Genomic DNA, 18,932 nt, shown 5'->3' with positions numbered 1-18,932 from the left:
TGATTTTACGTCAGTTAAATCGCCGTCTGTTCAATCGGCGAGTTGGAACTTTGCCGGAATCTATCACCACTAAAATTGCTGATTTGTCGATCGAGCAAATTGAAACTCTAGCAGAGGAATTGTTAGATTTTCAGTCGATCGCAGATTTAGAGGTTTGGCTGGAGAATTTGCCGCAAGAAGATTGAGGTGATGTTAGAGATTACGCTTTAGGAGGCGATCGCACCCCCAAACGCCAACAAATACTTGAAACGAACTCCCCTCAGCTTCCTGGGTTTTGGGGCGGTATTTGTTGCATCCGCCGTGGCTGGGATGACGTTAAGTGTGCGATCGCAAACCTCCTTCTACAAACACAATTCACTCTCATTTAACGATACAGTAAGGACAATAGCTCAAGAGATTTAGCCCAAAGGAGGCTGAATATGTCTGATGAACAAGTAGAGCGCATCATAGTGACTGTTGACGACCAACACTTATCGGTAATTCAATCTGTTGTCACTGCCAAGCGAGTCGGCGGGAATGAAAGTCAATGGGGTGCTACCTGTGACTGGCATCATTACTGGAGAAGTTTCTCAGTCGAAACTAGAAGGACTAAAGAGTGTAACGGGCGTTGCTAGTGTCGAGAGCGATGGAGAAATGCAGGCAATTTAAACCAATCATTTAGAGGTTAGTAAATCCAGTTTTGCTAAGCCCAAATACCGCACGCCTTCGGGAGTTACATCAAACCGGCAAGGCAAAACTTCGACACCTTCACTCATAGCTTGTCTGAACAATTCTCCGTAAAGGCGATCGGCACGATCTCCCGGAGCAAAATCCGTACAATCCCCGCGATTAATAAAATACAGCATTACAGCCCTCGAACCCTGCCGTACCACTTCTATTAATTCTCTCAAATGTTTCTGTCCCCTCTCTGTTACTGTATCAGGAAATAAAGCTAATGTATCTTTGACCCAAGTTGTATTTTTAACTTCCAGAAAAATCGGTCTTTCCTCACCAGTCAGCCAAAAATCAACTCGACTTTTATTGTCTTTTCCATAAACAACTTCCGGCTTGATCGCAGTATAATTACCCAAGTCGGGAAACAATCTCAATTCCAAAGCTAATTTAACTACTCGATTTGGCAGCCCAGTATTAACTCCCACCCAAGTTGGCACAGTATCACAAACTTTAATTAATTCCCAAGTATAAGCTAGTTTGCGTTTGGGATTGTCGCTGGGAGATACTAGGACTGGATTGCCGGGAATCAAAACACCAGTCATCGGGCCAGTATTCGGACAGTGGGCGGTGATGATTTCTCCCGAATCTAGTTCGATTTCTGCGAAAAATCGCTTGTACCGCTTGATGAGAGTTCCGGGCAAAAGAGGAGGATATTTGTAAATTAAGTTAGTCATTAGTCATTAGTCAGTTGGCAGTTGGCATTTGCAAATTGTACTATACAAATTTTTATCTTCTTTTATCAACTCATTTATCTCATCATTTAAAGGCTAATTTGTCTTACTTTTCATCAACTGTTTCATCTGCGTTTTAAAAGCTTCCACCAGTTCGGGACTAGCTTGGGTTTTTTGCCAAGAAGGGCGGGAATTTAGCCGATCGCACCAAGCCTGCAATTTGGGGTAATTTTCCAAAGACAGACCTAGTTCGGGCAGCCAAGGCACGGAAACGCCAGCTACAACATCCGCGAGGGTAATCGTGTTGCTACCAAAAAAAGGTGTATCGCCCAACAACTCCTCAAAAAACCGCAGTACCGTCGCCACTTGCTGCCCAGCTTTTTCCAGCTTTTCCGGGTCGCCTGCGCCGCCGAAAGTCTGGCGTACCAAAGGACTCATTGCCGGTGACAATTCGTTGACTGTGACCATTTGTACCATGCGGGCGATCGCCAAATCCTGAGCATTCTTCGGCAATAGTGCGATCGCCGGATACTTAGCTTCCAGATAATCAAGAATAGCCAGAGTTTCTATTAAATGAAAATCACCATCAGCCAAAACCGGAACGTGGTGAAAAGGGCTAATAGCCAAAAAATCCGGTTGAAACTGATCCCCGTTTAATTGAAGTGGCACTAACTCAAACTCAATCTCCTTTTCCAGCAAAAGAATCCAGACGCGGCGAGAATTAGTAGAGAGCGGATTATAATAAAGTTTCAGCAAAATCAAATCTCCTAATGGTCAAATTACTAAACTCTTGGTAGTTATTAGACTATACGCTTGGGTTAGCAGTTGTCATTTCGAGGAACGAAGCAATCGCAGTGTCTATTTTTCACATCGTTTTATTGACCGGACGCTCTTAACTGAACCGTATTGAGTTACTAGAGCGAATTAACGCCCAAAAATCATAGCACGAAACCCAGACACATAGAAAAAATCTGAATTCATGTTATGATTTTCCAGATTTGCTATTAAACTTAGTGAAGCCTTTTAGCACTAGCGTTAGTAACCATTTGTGTCTGAAACCCAGAAGCCCTCTCGTTCCCTAGCAGGGATTGCCGGCATTGTCGCAGTCGCCACTCTGATTAGCAAAGTCTTTGGATTGGTGCGCCAAATTGCGATCGCAGCAGCCTTTGGAGTCGGTGTCGCCGTCGATGCCTACAACTACGCCTACGTCATCCCCGGTTTCCTATTTATTTTGCTGGGAGGTATTAACGGGCCATTTCACAGCGCCATAGTCAGCGTTTTAGCCCGCCGCGACAAAAAAGAAGCTGCACCCTTAGTCGAAACTATCACCACCTTAGTCGGCGGCATATTGCTGTTGGTAACAATCGCTTTAATTATTTTTGCAGATCAGGCGATCGATTTGGTAGCACCGGGATTAAATAGAACAGCAGAAGGTTTAGAAATCAAAGCAATTGCCGTCCAACAATTTCGGATTATGGCACCGATGGCATTACTTTCAGGCTTAATCGGCATTGGTTTCGGCACTCTCAACGCCGCCGATATGTATTGGCTTCCTTCGATTAGCCCTTTATTTTCCAGCGTTGCACTTGTCGGCGGTTTGGGCATTCTCGCACTGCAACTCGGAGACAAAATTACTCAGCCAAAATACGCACTAATGGGCGGCTTAGTGTTAGCTTGGGGAACTTTAGCGGGAGCAGTTTTGCAGTGGTTGGTGCAACTGGTGGCGCAGTGGCGGGCGGGCTTGGGAAAATTGCGTTTGCGGTTTAATTTTAAACGCCCCGGAGTACAAGAAGTAATTAAGGTGATGGTTCCTGCTACCTTGTCATCGGGAATGCTGCAAATTAATGTCTATACTGACCTATTTTTCGCATCGTACATCCCTCAAGCTGCATCTGCAATGGGCTACAGCGGCTTGTTGATAATGACTCCTTTAGGCATTGTTTCTAATGTGATTTTAGTACCATTTTTGCCAATTTTTTCTCGCCTTGCCGAACCCAAAGACTGGCCGGAATTAAAAGATAAAATTCGTCAAGCTTTAATTTTGACCGGGATTACGATGCTACCGCTAAGTGCTTTAATGCTAACACTTGCCGGGCCGATCGTCCGCGTTGTTTACGAACGCTATGCTTTTAATCAGTCAGCTTCCCAGTTTGTCACGCCGGTATTGATGGCTTACAGTATTGGAATGTTTGTTTATTTGGCCCGCGATGTTTTGGTACGGGTATTTTACGCTTTAGGAGATGGAGAAACCCCTTTTCGCGTCAGTATTATCAATATCTTTTTGAACGGACTTCTGGATTATTTGTTAGTAGGAGCTTTCGGCGCGCCCGGATTAGTTTTGGCGACGGTGGGAGTGAATCTGGTTTCGATGATTATGTTTTTGTACTTATTAGATAAAAAGCTGGGTGGCTTGCCTTGGGGGGAGTGGAGTTTGCCATTTCTGGGGTTAGCTTGTGGAAGTTCTCTCACTGCTTTCGTGTCTTTGGCTACTCTGCAAGGCTGTCAAAGAGTTTTGGGTACTGAAGGGTTGGTAATTCAATTAGTGCAGTTGAGTGTGGCAAGTTTCACGGGGTTGGGAGTTTTTGCCATTTTTGTGAGTCAGATGAAGTTGCCGGAAGTTGATATGTTTGTCGATCGCATTCGCGGCCGTTTTGGTAAAAAATAAAATTTAAGGGGGCGGATTAAGCATGAAATACCAGACATAGCGCCCACAATCCACGCACAAAACCCGCCCTTTACTTTACATCTTCCGCTGAAATTCCTCAAGCACATCCATCAAATGAACCAGAGACTGCATCGGAATCAAATCTGCCAGCGGCACTTCCCGCTTACCACCGCCCAACTTAACTGAAATACCTTGCAAAACTTGTCCAACTTTGTCATCATCTAAATTGCCATCTGCCATCATCGGGTAAAGTTGTTCGGCAAGAACGGTATGCAGGTGAGCATCTCTCAGATACAAATGCCACTTAGCAATGTCAATGTAGACATTTTCGCCGATTTCGGCTGCTAAGGATTCGATCGCCAGCGTAGTATTAGCCATATTAAAAAAGAAACTTATTTGTTATCAATCAAAACAGTTAACAAATCGCCGATAACTCCCTTCAGCCAGAATCTTTGGTGAGGGGCGAATAATTGGCGATCGCAAAAATGAAAATTGCGTGGGCTAAAACTACTAGAGCCCAGACACCCGTTACTGTAACTGCCCAAGGCCAATCAGCCTTTTGCAAATTTTGAACAAACCACAAACCAGAATTGGTAGCAGAAAAAAGACCGACGTGAATCGCAAAATTCATGCGATCGTCTAATTGGCGGTACTCTGGGTCTTGGCGATCGGGTTTGCGGGGCCAACGAGGAGGCATAGTTTTTCACTTGATGTTAGTAGTTCTCTGCCTATTTTAATCATAAGTGCAGCTTTTTGAATTCTGCATCCCTCTCAAGACAGGAAATTTAGTCCTCTAAATTTTCATAGTCTCCTGACTTGCCACCACTTTTGCTGATCAGTCGAATCGATTCAATGACGATCGACTTTTCCAAAGCCTTAGCCATATCGTACAGAGTCAGCGCCGCGATCGAAACCGCCGTCAGCGCCTCCATTTCCACCCCAGTTTCCCCCTTAATTTTCACCGTCGCCCGAATTTGATATCCCGGCAACCCAGCATCCGGAATCACCTGCACTTCCACGCTGCTAATGGGCAAAGGGTGACACAGAGGAATCAGATTAGCCGTCTGCTTCGCGGCCATAATTCCAGCCAGCCTTGCAGTACCCAACACATCACCTTTCGGCGCATTCCCGGCTTCAATCGCAGCGAATGTCTCCGGCAGCATCCGCACCCGCGCCGCAGCCACAGCTTGCCGCACAGTTGCCACTTTTGCCGAAACGTCCACCATTTGAGCTTCCCCGCTGTTGTCGAGGTGAGTTAGCTGCGCGCGATCGGGCAATTTAGAAAAAGTTTCGGAAATGTCTTGCATTATTTTGAGAATGGTGTTAGTGTTAGATTCTGTGCGGGACAGAGATTGTTCAATTTTAGATTAAATCTGAAATTTTAACTCTTAAAGCAACAGTAAAAACAACACGGGCTTGTAGCTTAGTTGGATAGAGTGCATGGCTACGAACCATGAGGTCGGGGGTTCGAATCCCTCCAAGCCCATTATCAAAAGCGACGCATCCTACAATATTTTGTAGGGTGCGTTGTTGTTTAAAATTGCAAAGTGCGATCGACAATAGACCAATACTTTTCAGTTAGAATTGTCCGCAGAGAGGAACGAAGCAATCGCAGAGTCTATTTTTCACATTGCTTTTACTCGCTTGACGGTCTGATCTAAACTGTATCGGACAATAGACAAGATTGCAAAAATAGCTAAAACGGGCTCTCCGGCCCCATCCTGTCACTCATTCAAAGCATAAACATCTTTGCCACGCCCGATCGCAAATCTCATCGAATGAGAAAAATCCTTGCTACACCGAGTAGCGAAAATCAACAAAGCCAAGACAGCAAGTCCCGCAGCCAAACCAAACATATTTCTGTAACCGACTTGTTCAGCCACAAAGCCTAAAGTCGGGCCAGCCAGCGCAATCCCCAAATCAAACCCGCCAATACAAAGCGAAAACAATCTGCCTCTTTCTTGAGGTTCGCACCTGTCCGACATCAGCGTCACCATCATCGGCATAACAGTACCGCCCGCCGTACCTTCAAACAAAGCTGCCAGTAAAAAAGCATTGCTGGTATTAGCAAAATACAACAATAACATCGACACAGAATAACAGATTAAGCCGCCAGAAATAAACAAACCGCGCCCGTATTTGTCCGAAGCCCGCCCCGTCAACAACCGCACACCGAAACTAGCCACAGCCGCCGTAGAATAAAATAATCCCGGATTCAAATTAACCTGAGTTTCTTGGATAAACAAAGGCATGAAAGTGCTCAAAGTTCCAAATATCAAACCAACCAGCAATAACACCAAAGCCGGAATCCTCACCCTGGGATTCCACAGCATTTGCCAGTATTTTTGGGTATTTTTGTCCTCAGATAGCGAGTCAGACTTTGTTAACTCAGCAAAATTCGGTTCCGCAATTTTGGTGGTAATAAATAAAGCTATTGTGGCGAAAGCCGCCGACATCACAAACAAAGCTGTATAACCAACCCCAGCTTGCACAAATCCACCAATCGCCGGGCCAAATGCCAAACCGATAGGACTTACCAAACTCATGTAACCGATTAATTCACCCCGCTTTCCTGGGGGCGACAAATCTGTGACCAAAGCACTGTAAGCTGTAGTAAAAGCGGCGATACTAATCCCATGAAAAGCCCGAAGAACTAACAGTAAGGGGACAGATTGAGCGAACACGTAGCCGATGGGGGCAAGTGCAGCCACTGACACGCCTAGCAGCAAAACTTGTTTTCGCCCCCGGCTGTCGGCTATTTTACCCAACTGCGGCCTCGATAGCAAAAGCCCGATCGCAAATGCACCCATCACAAAGCCAATTTGCTGTTTTGTACCGCCCACAGATTGAACATAAAGTGGCAAAGTTGGCAGCAGCGAAGCCAAACTACACCAGAATAGCAAGCCTGCGGTAAATAAAATCAGCAAGCTGCGTTTGCGTTGGGGTTCGATGTCCCTAAAAATATTCAAGATGCAAATTCCCTTTGTATAGCAGTGGACAGTTGACAGTGGACCGTGGACAGTTGCATAACGGGAATCAAACCATTAATGCAGTACGGGTATCGGCTCTATTCATGAAGTTATTTATGTCCTCACCGATGTGGCGGTTGCTATACTTTATGATTACCCATTACCAATTACCCATTACCAATTACCCATTACCCATTACCAATTCACTAACTTGAGAATTGCCATATCTCCCACTGTCAACTGCCCACTGTCAACTACCCACTGCCAACTGTCAACTGTCAGTTTCACCATTCAACTTCTGCCCTTTCCTCCACCACCCGCTGATAAACCCACTCGGTTTCCATCGCCAACTTCGGCCAACTAAAGCGGCGTTCCAAATCTTCATAAGCATTGTCAACCAACCACCGCCCGTAACCCGGATTTTTCAGCACTTCCAAAATTCCCCAAGCCAAAGAATCCCGATTGTTTGCCTCAGTAACAACGCCAGTTTTAGTATGCTGCACCACCTCCGGCAAGCCGCCCGCATTCGACACCACCACCGGCACCCTAGCAGCAAAGCTTTCTAACGCCACAATCCCAAAAGGTTCATAAAGACTGGGGAAAACCGCGCAGTCAGCCACCGTCTGGAATTTGTCCAGATGTTCCTCAAACATGAAGCCCGTAAAATAACACTTATGCCAAATTCCTAAATTCCAAGCCAAAAGTTTGAGATGATCTGTATTGCCGCCACCAACAATTACTATTTTGGCTTTCCCCCCCATTTCCCAAATAACTTTAGGTGCAGCATTCAGAAATACAGCAATGCCTTTTTCATAGCTAATTCTTCCTACATAATAAACTATTTTTTCGTCATCGGCTGCAAACTGGCGACGGAAACCCATCGCGTCAAATTCGTTTCTGCGGGGCTTTTTTTCTGACCTAATTCCATTGTAAATTACCTCTATTTTGTTCCAGGGAGTCGATAGTACCCGTTCGGCTTCCCGCCGCATATAATCGCTGCACACAATTACTCGCCAAGAATTGTAAGCTAGGCTATTTTCCTTGGAGTTGATGTAGCGTTGTCCGTCATTGTGGATGCCGTTGAATCGCCCGTATTCGGTGGCGTGGATGGTGGCAATTAGGGGTACTTTAAAGGTATGCTTGAGGGCGATCGCCGCATCTCCCACTAACCAATCGTGAGCGTGGATCAGATCGAAGGGGCCTTCTTCCAGCATCAGTTTGCCACCTTGGTGGCCCATGCTTTGGTTGAGGTTCGCCACCCAGTGAAAAAAGTCCCTGGCGTGTCCCACAACCACCCGATGCACGTGTATTCCTTCCACCACTTCGTACATCGGCGCGTGGCCGAACTCTACTGTAATTAAATGAATCGAGTGGCCCAGCTTCACTAATTCTGGATACAGTTCCGATACGTGGCGGGCGATACCGCCTACTATTCTGGGAGGAAACTCCCACGCCAATACCAAAATTTTCATTTTTTCCCCCTCACAAAAATTTATAAATCTTTATGTGTATTGTTGACTACTTTATTGTATAATAACTAGCCTGAAATTTTGGTAGATCGCAAATTTATGCGTGAAGGCTGACATTTGGCAGCAACCAGGACGGAAAATTATGCAGAAACCGGGTTTTTGCAGGCAATTGCTCGATCGCCCGAAACTAAAATATTTGGGCTACACCGTCAGTTTCGGGCGATCGCGCAGCGCTACCCTTGCTTCAAAATCGGCTCCAATTCACGGCGAAAACTAGCCCAACCAGCCACCGATGCAGAGTCAGACACAGCACCCTTACGCATCAAAATCGCGCCGTCTTCAAAGCCAACAATGCCATACTCGCCCGATTTCGATAGTCGATCGATCTGCGGGACGATCGCCTGCAACTGTCCCCGTTCCCGGCGAAACGCAGCCTGATACTGCTGCAACTGCCACATATCGGCAATCACATATTCCATTTTCACCGCTTTCCCAGCATCATTCCGCAGTTCAAACATCGGAAACCGGAGAATTTCGCGGCGGCTTGACAAAATCGGCACAATAGTATTCGTTGCAGCCACGCTAGCATCAGCAGGAATTTCAGCCAACAGCGGCCGGACTTGAGAAACGTGCTGCCACTGTCTGATCAGAGGAACCTGCACCCAAGGGGCGATCGCATCCGGTAAAATAAACGAAAAAGTCCGATTTGGGTTAGACGTGAAGGTAAAAAATAGCGATAAGCAGATGCAAAACCCCCAAAAGCGGCGAAACTTTGAAGACGAAGGGAAAGGCAAAACGGCATTCGGAAAACGCAAGATTGTTTGTTCTCCCCTTTTAATTTTATCCTCTTCCTTTTGGCGCCCGGCCCACCACAGGATTGCCCCGTAAAACAGCCCTGGAACCACAGTCATCGCATAGCGAATATTAATCGCCAGCACCGACTCTCCTTTCGCTAAAAATAGCTTCAGCAGCGGGAAGCCAGCTATCATCCAAGAGGCGGGCGCTACGGCAGGAACCAAAGCTAACGGCAACCACTGACCTAGTAAGTATTTGATTTTACCAAAAAACGGCGTAAATAGTTCAGCCACCAACCGCCCGGGATTGCTAACCATTCCCCAAATAATTTGCAGAGTCGAAGCTTCATCTCCATCTGCATATTGACCGAAGCGCTCGATCATAAACCGCTGGGATATGTCAGCAGAAAACAAAGGCATAATCAGATTGGTCAGGACGATCATGTAACCAAAACTGAGCGCGCAGACGGCCAAACCAGTCCGAGGGTAGCGCCGACTGAAAATCAGGTAAACTCCCACGCCAAATAAAACAACTCCCCCATCTTCTCGCACAGCCAAAATTAAAGTTGCCAGAATCCCAAACAGCGACCACCAGCGCTTCTCCATCGCCAGCAGCAAGCCAAAGACATAAAGCGGAATTTGACAAACATCGTGAAAATTGCCCAAAGTCGGGCCGATGACCGCGTTAGCGCAGTAATAGCTGACAACAATTGTCGCCGATAAGCGTGGCTCTAGATAGTGTCTGGCGAGAGCCCAGAGCACTCCTCCCGCCGCCGTAATTAAAGTCACCTGCAACACAGTCAGAGTCACGGGCGAGGGAAATAGCGAGTAAATTGGCAGCCACAGCATTAGCGCCGGGGTGAAATGCTGCCCCAACCGGTAATAAGATACGGACGGGAGCTGGTTGTGATGGACGACATTGGTGGATAAAGCCGAAGAGAGGGAACTCTCAAACAAGTGACCCTGAGTGCCGTTCCAAAAAAGTTGATTGAAAATGCCTTGGTCGTATGTAGCGTAAAAGCTGTAGTAGCGGTGTAGCGTCAGTAACAGGCACAGCACAAAAAAGGCGATCGCTACTTGAATCACCACCCGCAGCGACTCATTTTTCTTCCATCTCAAAAATATCATCTGCCCGCCGTAATGAAATCATCGGACAATAGCATAAATCTAAAGTAACTATTAAATTAAAGTAGAAGTGAAATAACTCGGCTCGGCAATGGTCAATTATTTTCACCCGATCGAAAAGCTCAACAGCGTCCATCCAACATCCGGCACCAGCGACACCGACTGTTCTCCCGAACAGCCGGCCAATTCCCCACCGCTTTTACAGCTTTTGCTGTTCGTAGACAAGCGTTCCTCTTCCCGGGAACAGACCAGACACATCCGCAAGTCTCTACAGGATTTGAAGGCAGAGTGCGACTTTGATCTTCAAGTCATCGATGTAGGAGAACAGCCGGATTTAGCCGAACACTTTAAACTTGTAGCCACTCCCTCGCTGCTCAAAATTCATCCTGAGCCGCGACAAACTCTCGCCGGCAGCAATTTGATCGCCCAACTCGAACACTGGTGGCCCCGCTGGCAGCGTTCTGTAGAAGAATATGCAGCTCAGCAGGAGTCTGCCCCAGCTCTGGCTGCAGCTCTGCCCGACCCAAAACCTATCTATTCGGTTGCTTGCGCCACCGAACTCGTGCAGCTTGCCGATGAAGTTTTTCGCCTCAAACAGGAAAAAGAACACCTGCAAGAGCAGTTGCAGTTGAAAGACCGGATTATTGCGATGCTAGCTCACGACTTGCGCAATCCCTTGACAGCCGCATCTTTGGCTTTGGAGACTTTGGAGTCAAATCAGAAGGTGAAGGAGGGGCAAAAGTCCCGTTTGACACCGACTCTGGCGGCTCATTTGATGAAACAAGCCCGCCGCCAAATCCGGATTGTCGATCGGATGATTACAGATATCCTGGAAGCAGCCCGGGGTACAAACGCTCAACTCCACATTCAACCCCAAAAAATCGAACTGGGGGCGATTTGTCAAGATGTAATCCTGCAATTTCAAGACAAATTTCAGGCGAAAAGTCTCAACTTGGAAACAGACATTCCCACAGATTTGCCCTTGGTTTATGCCGATCCCGATCGCATCAAACAAGTCATTGTCAACCTGCTTGACAACGCCAGCAAGTACACGCCAGAGCGAGGAACTGTTAGTATTTCCATGCTCCACCGCACCGCTTACAAAGTTCAAGTCAGCATTTGCAACAGTGGCCCGGCAATTCCTGAAGAAAATTGCGCGAGCATTTTTGAAGACAGCTTTCGCTTGCAGCGAGATAAATCAACAGACGGTTACGGCATTGGACTGTCTCTGTGTCAAGGCATCATCCGCGCCCACTACGGTCAAATTTGGGTAGACTCCGTACCCGATCGAGGCAGTTGTTTTCACTTTGTTCTGCCTATTCAAAAATAGTTGACAGTTGACAGTTGACGGTTGACAGTTGACGGTTGACAGTTGACGGTTGATAGTTAACGGTTGATAGTTGACGGTTAACAGTTGACAGTAGCAACCGAATTTGACATCACAGTTCAACTTTGCCGCAGTGCAGCAATAATCTGTTCGTTTGCCTTGGGAAAAGTAAATTGGTCAATTTCGTCGAGTGTCACCCAGCGAATTTCATCGCATTCGATCGTTTGCGGTTCCCCGCTGACGTGGCGGCAGTGGTGCACGTAGAGCCTAATTGTAAATTTAGTGTAGTCGTGGTCAATTGTAATCAAGCGATCGCCCACTTCTACGACAATCCCCAACTCCTCCATAATTTCCCGTTCTATACAAGCTTCGATCGTTTCCCCAGGCTCTATTTTACCGCCAGGAAACTCCCAAAAACCCCCGTGCAGTCCGTGTTGTCGGCGCTTGTCAATCAAAATTTGTTGTCGGTCATTCCAGATCGCAGCAACGCCGATAACTTTGTGGGCCACAGGAGTAAGAGACATATTAATTGGGAATGGGTAATTGGGAATGGTAATTGGTAATTGGTAATTGGTAATTGCTAATTGCTAATTGCTAATTGCTAATTTAAGAATAATATCAATAATTATTGAGTAATTTAATCTCAAATCAACAATCTCAAATCTCAAATCTCAAATATTCAGCCCCCATCTTCCGAGGGGGGCTTGACACTTTTACAACTTAAATGTTAAGAATCTACTAATCGTCCGAGCCGTGTCTCTCACTGGCTTGGATCGACTTTTCAAAAGTCATTCGCTGTTCGGCATTTTTGAGAAAATAACCGCTAATCATCGCCGAGGCGAGCAATCTACCCAAATGTTCGCGACTGGTAGTCACTGTCACCCCGAAATGTTCCGAAGGCAAATTCCCCAACAGCCCGACAATATTTCGCTCCATTACTTGAAACACTTCGTGAGAAGTCGGCTTAGACAACTGAGAAACAGTGTCGGGAGCCATTGACTGCACGTATTGCCATAATAAATTGGCATTTTCTCCATCTTCTTCAAAGAATTCTGGGGATTTATTAGATGAATTACTCACGAGTACCTCCGTTTCAGAGACAGCTTGTTATTTTAGACGCGGGTGGTTAAATTAAATAACCATTATCCGATCGCTACCGATCTTTATTACTAAGTAATTACTAATGTAGCAGGACAGTCCTAGCAACCGAGTGGGCACAACCGAATTAAAGGCGGCGGTTTTTACGATTTTAGATTGGGGATGGCGATCGGGCAACAGCCCGATCGCCAAATCCCCAATCTACCTAGCTGGCTAGATAATCGTTGATATCTTGCTTGCGCTTGCGGAGTTTAGTCAGAGCTTCCCGTTCTATTTGTCGCACTCGTTCCCGACTGATGTTGAGACGATCGCCTATTTTTGCCAAAGTTAAGGTTTGCCCGTCTTCTAAACCGAACCGCAAGGCGAGCACTTCTCGCTGTTGCTGAGTCAGTTCTGCCATTAGTTGGTCTAAGTCAGTCCGCAGGGAAGATTGCAGGGCAAAATCTTCCGGAGAAGTACCCGTATCTTCCAACAAATCGCCCAACTCGGTATCTTGATTGTCTCCCACACGCAAGTCTAGGGAAAGTGGCAGGCGTGCGCGATCGAGATATTCGCGAATTTGCTTGGGAGTCAAATCTAACTCCGACGCCAACTCAGCAGCAGTAGCCGCGCGGCCGAGCTGTTGAGCTAGCAGGCGCTGAGCCTTTTTAATTTTGTTGAGCTTTTCGGTGATGTGGATCGGCAAGCGGATGGTGCGACCTTTTTCGGCGATCGCCCGCGTAATTGCCTGACGAATCCACCAATAAGCATAAGTTGAAAATCTGTAGCCCTTTGTAGGGTCAAATTTTTCGACTCCCCGCTGCATCCCGATCGTCCCTTCCTGAATGAGGTCGAGTAAATCTACGTTGCGCTTGATATATTTTTTGGCGACAGACACTACCAGGCGGAGATTTGCTTCCACCATTTGGCGCTTTGCCCTGTCCCCGTGGTCGATCGTCCGCTGCAACTGTGCCTCAGACAGCCCGACTGCCTGTGCCCATTCAGCCGCCGTCGGGTCGCGGCCTAACTCTTCGGCTAAAATCTTTTTCTCCTGATGCAGTGCCGCCGATCGCTGTACCTGTTTCCCGTAGAGTATTTCTTGCTCATGGGTCAACAAGGGAACGCGGCCGATTTCCCGCAAGTAAGCACGAACAGAATCTGTATCTGAGGACTTAAGAGTTTTCATGAGCTTTTCCCGCTGAGGATCTTTGCCTCTAAAGGTTTGCGACTACCGCAAACCTTTAGTTTTAGTAAGGAAGGAAAGCGGGCGGGGATTTGCGCTTTCCTTCCATTTAAAGAGGCTTCGTTTTATGGTAGCTAGCTGCTACTCCCACTCAGCACCGTCTCAGGTTAGGTTTTGGTTGGGGGGTGCAAAATACTACTTGTGTTAAGAATCTTAACATTTGTGAGAGCGCTTGGCTACATTTCTTCACATTTATTTCTTGCAAGCCTGCACTGTTGGTACGAGAGTACCGGCAAACTAGCTTCACAGTTGCATCGTATTCAACAAAATCCCGGAAATATCAGAGAGGGAAATGGGGGAATGACAGGTGTAAGTTTTTTGCAAAAAAAAACTGCAAACCTAGATATTGCAACGGTTTTAAGCTTTGGTTTCGCACAAATTTTAAACTTTTATGGGATAAGACGTTTACCAAAAAACCTACACCAGTCAGGATCTGGTGAGGGGGAGATGAGGAGTTTAAACCAGAGCGGTTTCTGGAACGGCAATTTTCCCCATACCAATATTTTCCCTTTGGTGGCGGCAACCGGCGCTCTATTGGCATGGGATTTGCTCAGTAAGTAATCGCTGACAAATTTTCTGACTGTTTAGGTGTTATGTACCATAAATTTGGACAGATGCTATAGTTTATTATTAAAACAAAGAATTTTAAAATAAATAAAAAATGCCCTACAACAAACTGCCTGAAGGCCCCGAAACATCCCCCTTAAGACAGACATTCCAGTGGATGACTAAACCTCTGGAATATATGGAAGCCTGTTCCCAAAGCTATGGTGATATTTTCACCCTCCGCATTGGCCCTGTTTTTACGCCTCAAGTATTCGTTAGCAACCCCCAGGCAATTCAGGAGATTTTTAGCACCGATCCCAAACAATTAGACTCTGGGGAATCGGCGGGTATTAAATCGCCTTTGTTGGGACAGCAATCAATGCTTGCTCTGGCGGGGGAACCGCACCAACGCCAGCGCAAGCTGTTGACTCCTCCCTTGCATGGAGAACGGATGCGGGCTTATGGTGAGTTAATTGCTGATATCACTCAGCAAGTGACGGCGCAATGGGCGATCGGCGCACCTTTTTCAGTCCTTTCTTCCATGCAAGAAATCTCCTTTCAGGTGATTTTAAAAGCTGTATTTGGTCTGGAGGAAGGGCTACGTTATGAAAAACTTAAAGAACTTCTGATCGAAATCCTGAATCCAAAACAACCTTTTGTGATGGGATTAATGCTACTTTTCCCGTCATTACAACGGGATTTAGGCCCGTGGAGTCCTTGGGGAAAGTTCATAGTGTTAAAGCAGCAAATTGACGATCTAATCTATGCTGAAATTCAGGAACGCAAAGCACAACCAGATCCCTCTCGGACTGATATTTTGTCTTTGATGATGGCGGCTCGTGATGAAGCTGGTGAAGCGATGACGAATGTGGAATTACGCGATGAGTTGATTACCCTCTTAGCTGCGGGTCACGAAACTACGGCGACTTCTTTGGCCTGGGCATTATACTGGATTCACTATCTGCCAGAAGTACGCGAGAAACTGCTGCAAGAATTAGATTCCCTGGGTGAAAATCCAGATTCTAATGCCATTTTAAAGCTGCCCTATTTGAATGCTGTTTGCCAAGAAACACAGCGTCTTTACCCAGTAGTAATGTTGGCATTAAATCGAGTTGTGAAATCACCTTTAGAAATCATGGGGTATTGTTTAGAACCAGGTACTTTGGTAATTCCCTGTATTTATCTCACCCATCATCGGGAAGATTTATATCCTGAGCCAAAACAGTTTAAACCAGAACGTTTTTTAGAGCGTCAATTTGCCACCTATGAGTATTTTCCCTTTGGCGGCGGCAATCGGCGCTGTATTGGCATGGCATTTGCCCAATTTGAAATGAAAGTGGTGCTGGCAAAAGTTTTATCTAGTTGGCAGATGGAACTTGCAAATACTAAGCCTGTGCAGCCGGTTCGTGGGGGCTTTCTATTAAGACCGTCAGAAGGTGTTAAGATGGTTGCAAATGGGATGCGATCCTAAAATCAGGGAATTCTCAAAACTAGCTCGATTGTTTTTAAAGATGTTAAAATAATCCGTGAGCAATGGTGTAATTAGATTCAAAGGCTAATCAAGTTATTTTATGATTTGATTCCGATATACAAGCTTGCTCAACAGTGTCTATAAAAGAATCTGCTAACAATTGTGCAGTCTGAGCACTTACTAAAGGAACTACATGGGCAAAACTACAAAATAGCTCTTCATGGAAAGTTACTACACCTAACCAAAAAGAACCACCAAGCCAATGCTGTCCTGTCGCAAAGTATAACTCTTTCAGTTTTAATTCGCCATATTTGTCGGCTAAATTAAATTGACCACGATTTGATATCTCTATTGTATTTTTTCGTCCCATATTCTGATTAGAAAGTTGGATAATCATATCCTCATTTACATATTGCAAACTTTCATTACAAAAACGAGCTATCGGAATTCCTAGACTAATGGACTTACTGATTTTTGATTTACATTCCCTTGCCAAATCCCAAAAACTAGTATTTTCTTCTAAGGTGTGAATTTCTTCCACGATCGAGATAAAGCAACCAATAGATTCAGGAGTTATTTCAGGCTGACAAGACTTTCTTAAACTTACATTTGAGCCGCAGGATAAACTCAGAGATGTATCCTTAAAAGCAATTTTTGCTGTTCCCAATAACATTGCTGCACATAAAGCACCATGTATGGTAGTTTGTTCTTGTTTACAACGTTCTTTCAGTCTTAGAGTCATCTCTTTACTGAAAATTCGAGTCACAAGATTTGTGCGTCGCTGACTTGGAGGTGCTTCGGTTTCAATAATTAACTGAGGTTTGGGAAATTCTTGAAGTGGTTTTTGTTCAGCTTCATCAAGGTTATTTGGACTGATGAGATTCCTGTTTAGCATCTCTTCTAGTGGCGGTAGAAGTTTCATCGTAGGGATTTCAGATATATTTTCTCCATCTGGAATTTTGTGACAATAGGACAATAGTTCATTGATGAAATTCATGCAAGACATACCATCAATGATAGCGTGATGAAATGTGGCAATAATTTCACTGAATTCGTTACTTTTAGCAGCACGAATAAACGTCACTCTACAAAGAGGATTTGTGCCACCAGGGAATTTTTTGTGCAATTCTTCTTCAGCAATCTCAATCCATTGATTCTCAGATTGCTTATCTATAACCTGCAAAGGAATTTTCGGTGTTCCTTCCGATTTAAAATAATTGCCATCTTCTGCATTAACGATATGAACTTGCAACATTGGATGACGCTTCTGTATCAAATCGAGAGCCTGTTGCAGGATATCAGGTGTAAGTTCACCTTCGATTCTAGCAACATTTACATCGATCATTCCACCCAACTCGTGGATAATTTCAAATAGATTTTCGAGCAGACCAAGTTTTCTATTTAGGATGTTCATATTAGTGGAATGGGAGAATGTAAAATAATCAGGACTTACGCACAGCGCTCAAGCCCATTATACAAATGCCTGATGACTAAGGGTGAAAAATTCCTGTTTTTCTATTTTTGAAATAATACAGTTTTTCCTGTAGATATCACCTGTTCCACAATATCAATAGCCCGACTAACCCCACCAGCCCCACGAATAGCTGCTTGTAACCTGGAAGCATTCTTTTTATAAGCATCTTCCGTCAGCACCCGCTTAACAGCAGTTCGCAATCTAGAAACGTTCAACTTAGCAAGGGGAACGACTTCACCCGCACCCGTCCAAGCAACACGCGCTGCTATTCCGGGTTGATCGTTAGTAACTGGAATTGCTACGATCGGTACACCATTGGTTAAAGATTCTAGGGTAGTATTCATGCCACAATGGGTAATAGTAAGTGTAGCTTTTTGAAGCAATTCCAATTGCGGTGCATATTCTACAACCAGCGGCGAACCAGGCAAATTAGGCAGCGAGTCGGGAGTGGCTGAACCGCCCAAAGAAATCACTAATTGAGCATCTAAACCCACACAAGCCTCAGCAATATTATAAAAAGTTTCTAATAGGCGATTTTGGATCGTCCCCATTGAAGCATAAATCAACGGTTGCCCAGTCAACTTTTCAAAGGGGAAATCGGCGATTTGCCTACCTGTTGCGCTATGGTAAGGCCCTGTGAAATGGAAGCATTGGGGCAACTGCTGGCGGGGAAATTCTAATTCAGCAGGCTGTTGACTGATTTGAGCCAGTTGCGAATAACCTTGATTGGGGTGTGACTGTAGAGGCAACTTCCACTCTCTGCGATATTCATCTATTAAATCTTGAACTGGTTGCGCCATGCGATCGAAAAAAGAATAAGCTGCTCGATTTCGCAATATTGACCACAAAGCCGGATTATAGCCCCAAGTTGTGAAAAAAGGCGGAATTGTTGCTTCTCGATTCACAACTACGGCACTGCAAATGGTAACAAAGGGAATCCCCAGGAAATCTGCCACCGTCCCTGCGCCTGGTGAAATTTGATCTATTAGCAAGGCTTCTACGCCAGCGGCTTTCAATGCTGGCGGAAGTTCTCGCAGAAACAAGGTCACCGTTTTCCCTATCCAGCTAAGGGTATATCGCAATGCTGTCATGCCGCTCAGTTTTCCTAGCTGGGTAAGCACTTGCGCTACTGATCCAAGGGGATATTCAGATTCACCTATCGCTTGAAATTCCAATCCTGCGGCTAGTGTCTTGGTTTGAGCATCGAGTATCCCGAATAGGGTGACGCGATGACCTCGCCGGTGCAGTTCTTTCCCCAAGGGCAACATAGTGTTGAGATGACCAGTTGATGCGGGACAAATCAGACCAAAATGAGTCATAAATAAATAGCCAGATGCGATAAAGGTCAATCCACCGGACATCAGATAAATCTCAAATCGAAGTCTCA

The 18,932-nt window shown here is 45.6% G+C and carries 19 protein-coding genes, 1 tRNA gene and 1 pseudogene; 8 read left to right on the top strand and 13 right to left on the bottom strand.

The genetic code is table 11. The features are described 5' to 3' along the window. Together QUB66_RS04570 and QUB66_RS04565 are read left to right on the top strand one after the other, a co-directional pair. Window positions 1–185 (top strand): DUF4351 domain-containing protein (locus QUB66_RS04570; protein ID WP_332966586.1); only part of this gene is annotated, 185 nt, incomplete at its 5' end. 304 nt (window positions 186–489) lie between these two features. Then, complete coding sequence (locus QUB66_RS04565) at window positions 490–648, top strand: hypothetical protein (protein ID WP_332966584.1); 159 nt, start codon at window positions 490–492, stop codon at window positions 646–648. 5 nt (window positions 649–653) lie between these two features. Here the strand turns inward: QUB66_RS04565 and sfsA are convergent, their stop codons facing one another. Both sfsA and QUB66_RS04555 read right to left on the bottom strand, forming a co-directional pair. Then, a complete protein-coding gene (gene sfsA / locus QUB66_RS04560; protein ID WP_332966583.1) occupies window positions 654–1,388 on the bottom strand; it encodes a DNA/RNA nuclease SfsA in 735 nt (244 codons plus the stop codon). A 93-nt stretch (window positions 1,389–1,481) separates the two neighbouring features. After that, window positions 1,482–2,141 carry a glutathione S-transferase family protein gene (locus tag QUB66_RS04555; protein ID WP_332966582.1) on the bottom strand — a complete coding sequence of 220 codons (660 nt, stop codon included), beginning with the start codon at window positions 2,139–2,141 and terminating at the stop codon, window positions 1,482–1,484. Between the two features lie 292 nt (window positions 2,142–2,433). Here QUB66_RS04555 and murJ point away from each other — a divergent pair, with 292 nt between their 5' ends. After that, entirely contained in the window at window positions 2,434–4,050 is a 1,617-nt protein-coding gene (murJ, locus tag QUB66_RS04550) for a murein biosynthesis integral membrane protein MurJ (protein WP_332966580.1), read from the top strand. A 75-nt stretch (window positions 4,051–4,125) separates the two neighbouring features. Here murJ and QUB66_RS04545 read toward each other — a convergent pair whose 3' ends face one another. The 3 genes from QUB66_RS04545 to moaC form a co-directional block, all read right to left on the bottom strand. Further along, window positions 4,126–4,428 (bottom strand): DUF3181 family protein, encoded by a 303-nt coding sequence (locus QUB66_RS04545; RefSeq protein WP_332966579.1) that lies wholly within the window; start codon window positions 4,426–4,428, stop codon window positions 4,126–4,128. Between the two features lie 61 nt (window positions 4,429–4,489). Beyond that, complete coding sequence (locus QUB66_RS04540) at window positions 4,490–4,747, bottom strand: 2TM domain-containing protein (RefSeq protein ID WP_265234708.1); 258 nt, start codon at window positions 4,745–4,747, stop codon at window positions 4,490–4,492. A gap of 88 nt (window positions 4,748–4,835) precedes the next feature. Next, window positions 4,836–5,357 (bottom strand): cyclic pyranopterin monophosphate synthase MoaC, encoded by a 522-nt coding sequence (moaC, locus tag QUB66_RS04535; RefSeq protein WP_265234707.1) that lies wholly within the window; start codon window positions 5,355–5,357, stop codon window positions 4,836–4,838. 105 nt (window positions 5,358–5,462) lie between these two features. On the opposite strand from moaC, the gene QUB66_RS04530 reads away from it, so the two are divergent. Beyond that, window positions 5,463–5,536 (top strand) — tRNA-Arg (locus QUB66_RS04530). Window positions 5,537–5,774: 238 nt separating this feature from the next. On the opposite strand, the gene QUB66_RS04525 is transcribed toward QUB66_RS04530, so the two are convergent. Next, complete coding sequence (locus QUB66_RS04525) at window positions 5,775–7,019, bottom strand: MFS transporter (RefSeq protein WP_332966578.1); 1,245 nt, start codon at window positions 7,017–7,019, stop codon at window positions 5,775–5,777. A gap of 284 nt (window positions 7,020–7,303) precedes the next feature. Then, window positions 7,304–8,491, bottom strand: coding sequence for a glycosyltransferase family 4 protein (locus tag QUB66_RS04520; RefSeq protein WP_332966576.1), 1,188 nt, complete (start codon window positions 8,489–8,491; stop codon window positions 7,304–7,306). Window positions 8,492–8,591: 100 nt separating this feature from the next. Between QUB66_RS04520 and QUB66_RS04515 the strand changes: the two genes are divergently transcribed. After that, window positions 8,592–8,765, top strand: coding sequence for a hypothetical protein (locus QUB66_RS04515; RefSeq protein ID WP_265234704.1), 174 nt, complete (start codon window positions 8,592–8,594; stop codon window positions 8,763–8,765). Here the strand turns inward: QUB66_RS04515 and QUB66_RS04510 are convergent. Continuing rightward, window positions 8,722–10,410: a DUF2079 domain-containing protein gene (locus QUB66_RS04510; RefSeq protein ID WP_332966574.1), complete on the bottom strand. Its 1,689-nt coding sequence runs from the start codon at window positions 10,408–10,410 to the stop codon at window positions 8,722–8,724. The genes QUB66_RS04515 and QUB66_RS04510 overlap by 44 nt on opposite strands. An 88-nt stretch (window positions 10,411–10,498) precedes the next feature. Here QUB66_RS04510 and QUB66_RS04505 point away from each other — a divergent pair, with 88 nt between their 5' ends. Then, window positions 10,499–11,737 carry a histidine kinase gene (locus QUB66_RS04505; RefSeq protein WP_332966573.1) on the top strand — a complete coding sequence of 413 codons (1,239 nt, stop codon included), beginning with the start codon at window positions 10,499–10,501 and terminating at the stop codon, window positions 11,735–11,737. A 116-nt stretch (window positions 11,738–11,853) separates the two neighbouring features. Here the strand turns inward: QUB66_RS04505 and mutT are convergent, their stop codons facing one another. From mutT to QUB66_RS04490, 3 genes are all read right to left on the bottom strand, one after another. Then, window positions 11,854–12,258: an 8-oxo-dGTP diphosphatase MutT gene (mutT, locus tag QUB66_RS04500; protein ID WP_332966571.1), complete on the bottom strand. Its 405-nt coding sequence runs from the start codon at window positions 12,256–12,258 to the stop codon at window positions 11,854–11,856. Window positions 12,259–12,472: 214 nt separating this feature from the next. Beyond that, window positions 12,473–12,814, bottom strand: coding sequence for a DUF760 domain-containing protein (locus tag QUB66_RS04495; protein WP_172187001.1), 342 nt, complete (start codon window positions 12,812–12,814; stop codon window positions 12,473–12,475). Between the two features lie 223 nt (window positions 12,815–13,037). After that, window positions 13,038–13,997: an RNA polymerase sigma factor, RpoD/SigA family gene (locus tag QUB66_RS04490; protein WP_332966568.1), complete on the bottom strand. Its 960-nt coding sequence runs from the start codon at window positions 13,995–13,997 to the stop codon at window positions 13,038–13,040. Between the two features lie 506 nt (window positions 13,998–14,503). Here QUB66_RS04490 and QUB66_RS04485 point away from each other — a divergent pair. After that, window positions 14,504–14,605 (top strand): annotated as a pseudogene (locus tag QUB66_RS04485) (cytochrome P450); the annotation flags it as partial. 110 nt (window positions 14,606–14,715) lie between these two features. Then, the gene (locus tag QUB66_RS04480) at window positions 14,716–16,071 is read left to right on the top strand and encodes a cytochrome P450 (RefSeq protein ID WP_332966567.1); all 1,356 of its coding nucleotides are present in this window, start codon (window positions 14,716–14,718) and stop codon (window positions 16,069–16,071) included. A gap of 88 nt (window positions 16,072–16,159) precedes the next feature. Here the strand turns inward: QUB66_RS04480 and QUB66_RS04475 are convergent, their stop codons facing one another. Continuing rightward, window positions 16,160–17,485 (bottom strand): condensation domain-containing protein, encoded by a 1,326-nt coding sequence (locus QUB66_RS04475; RefSeq protein WP_332966566.1) that lies wholly within the window; start codon window positions 17,483–17,485, stop codon window positions 16,160–16,162. 101 nt (window positions 17,486–17,586) lie between these two features. Then, window positions 17,587–18,864 (bottom strand): glycosyltransferase, encoded by a 1,278-nt coding sequence (locus QUB66_RS04470; RefSeq protein WP_265234696.1) that lies wholly within the window; start codon window positions 18,862–18,864, stop codon window positions 17,587–17,589. Between the last annotated feature and the right edge of the window lie 68 nt (window positions 18,865–18,932).

Origin of the sequence: Microcoleus sp. A2-C3 (assembly GCF_036706065.1) — a bacterium.
In the GTDB taxonomy this organism is placed as follows: Bacteria; Cyanobacteriota; Cyanobacteriia; order Cyanobacteriales; family Microcoleaceae; genus Microcoleus.
This window is presented reverse-complemented; position numbering and strand designations above follow the sequence as displayed.

Coding starts and splice junctions, on each gene's coding strand:
- sfsA (WP_332966583.1), bottom strand. CDS start 1,388: ATGACTAACTTAATTTACAAATATCCTCCTCTTTTGCCCGGAACTCTC.
- QUB66_RS04545 (WP_332966579.1), bottom strand. CDS start 4,428: ATGGCTAATACTACGCTGGCGATCGAATCCTTAGCAGCCGAAATCGGC.
- QUB66_RS04540 (WP_265234708.1), bottom strand. CDS start 4,747: ATGCCTCCTCGTTGGCCCCGCAAACCCGATCGCCAAGACCCAGAGTAC.
- moaC (WP_265234707.1), bottom strand. CDS start 5,357: ATGCAAGACATTTCCGAAACTTTTTCTAAATTGCCCGATCGCGCGCAG.
- QUB66_RS04520 (WP_332966576.1), bottom strand. CDS start 8,491: ATGAAAATTTTGGTATTGGCGTGGGAGTTTCCTCCCAGAATAGTAGGC.
- QUB66_RS04510 (WP_332966574.1), bottom strand. CDS start 10,410: ATGATATTTTTGAGATGGAAGAAAAATGAGTCGCTGCGGGTGGTGATT.
- QUB66_RS04505 (WP_332966573.1), top strand. CDS start 10,499: ATGGTCAATTATTTTCACCCGATCGAAAAGCTCAACAGCGTCCATCCA.
- mutT (WP_332966571.1), bottom strand. CDS start 12,258: ATGTCTCTTACTCCTGTGGCCCACAAAGTTATCGGCGTTGCTGCGATC.
- QUB66_RS04490 (WP_332966568.1), bottom strand. CDS start 13,997: ATGAAAACTCTTAAGTCCTCAGATACAGATTCTGTTCGTGCTTACTTG.
- QUB66_RS04480 (WP_332966567.1), top strand. CDS start 14,716: ATGCCCTACAACAAACTGCCTGAAGGCCCCGAAACATCCCCCTTAAGA.
- QUB66_RS04475 (WP_332966566.1), bottom strand. CDS start 17,485: ATGAACATCCTAAATAGAAAACTTGGTCTGCTCGAAAATCTATTTGAA.
- QUB66_RS04470 (WP_265234696.1), bottom strand. CDS start 18,864: ATGACTCATTTTGGTCTGATTTGTCCCGCATCAACTGGTCATCTCAAC.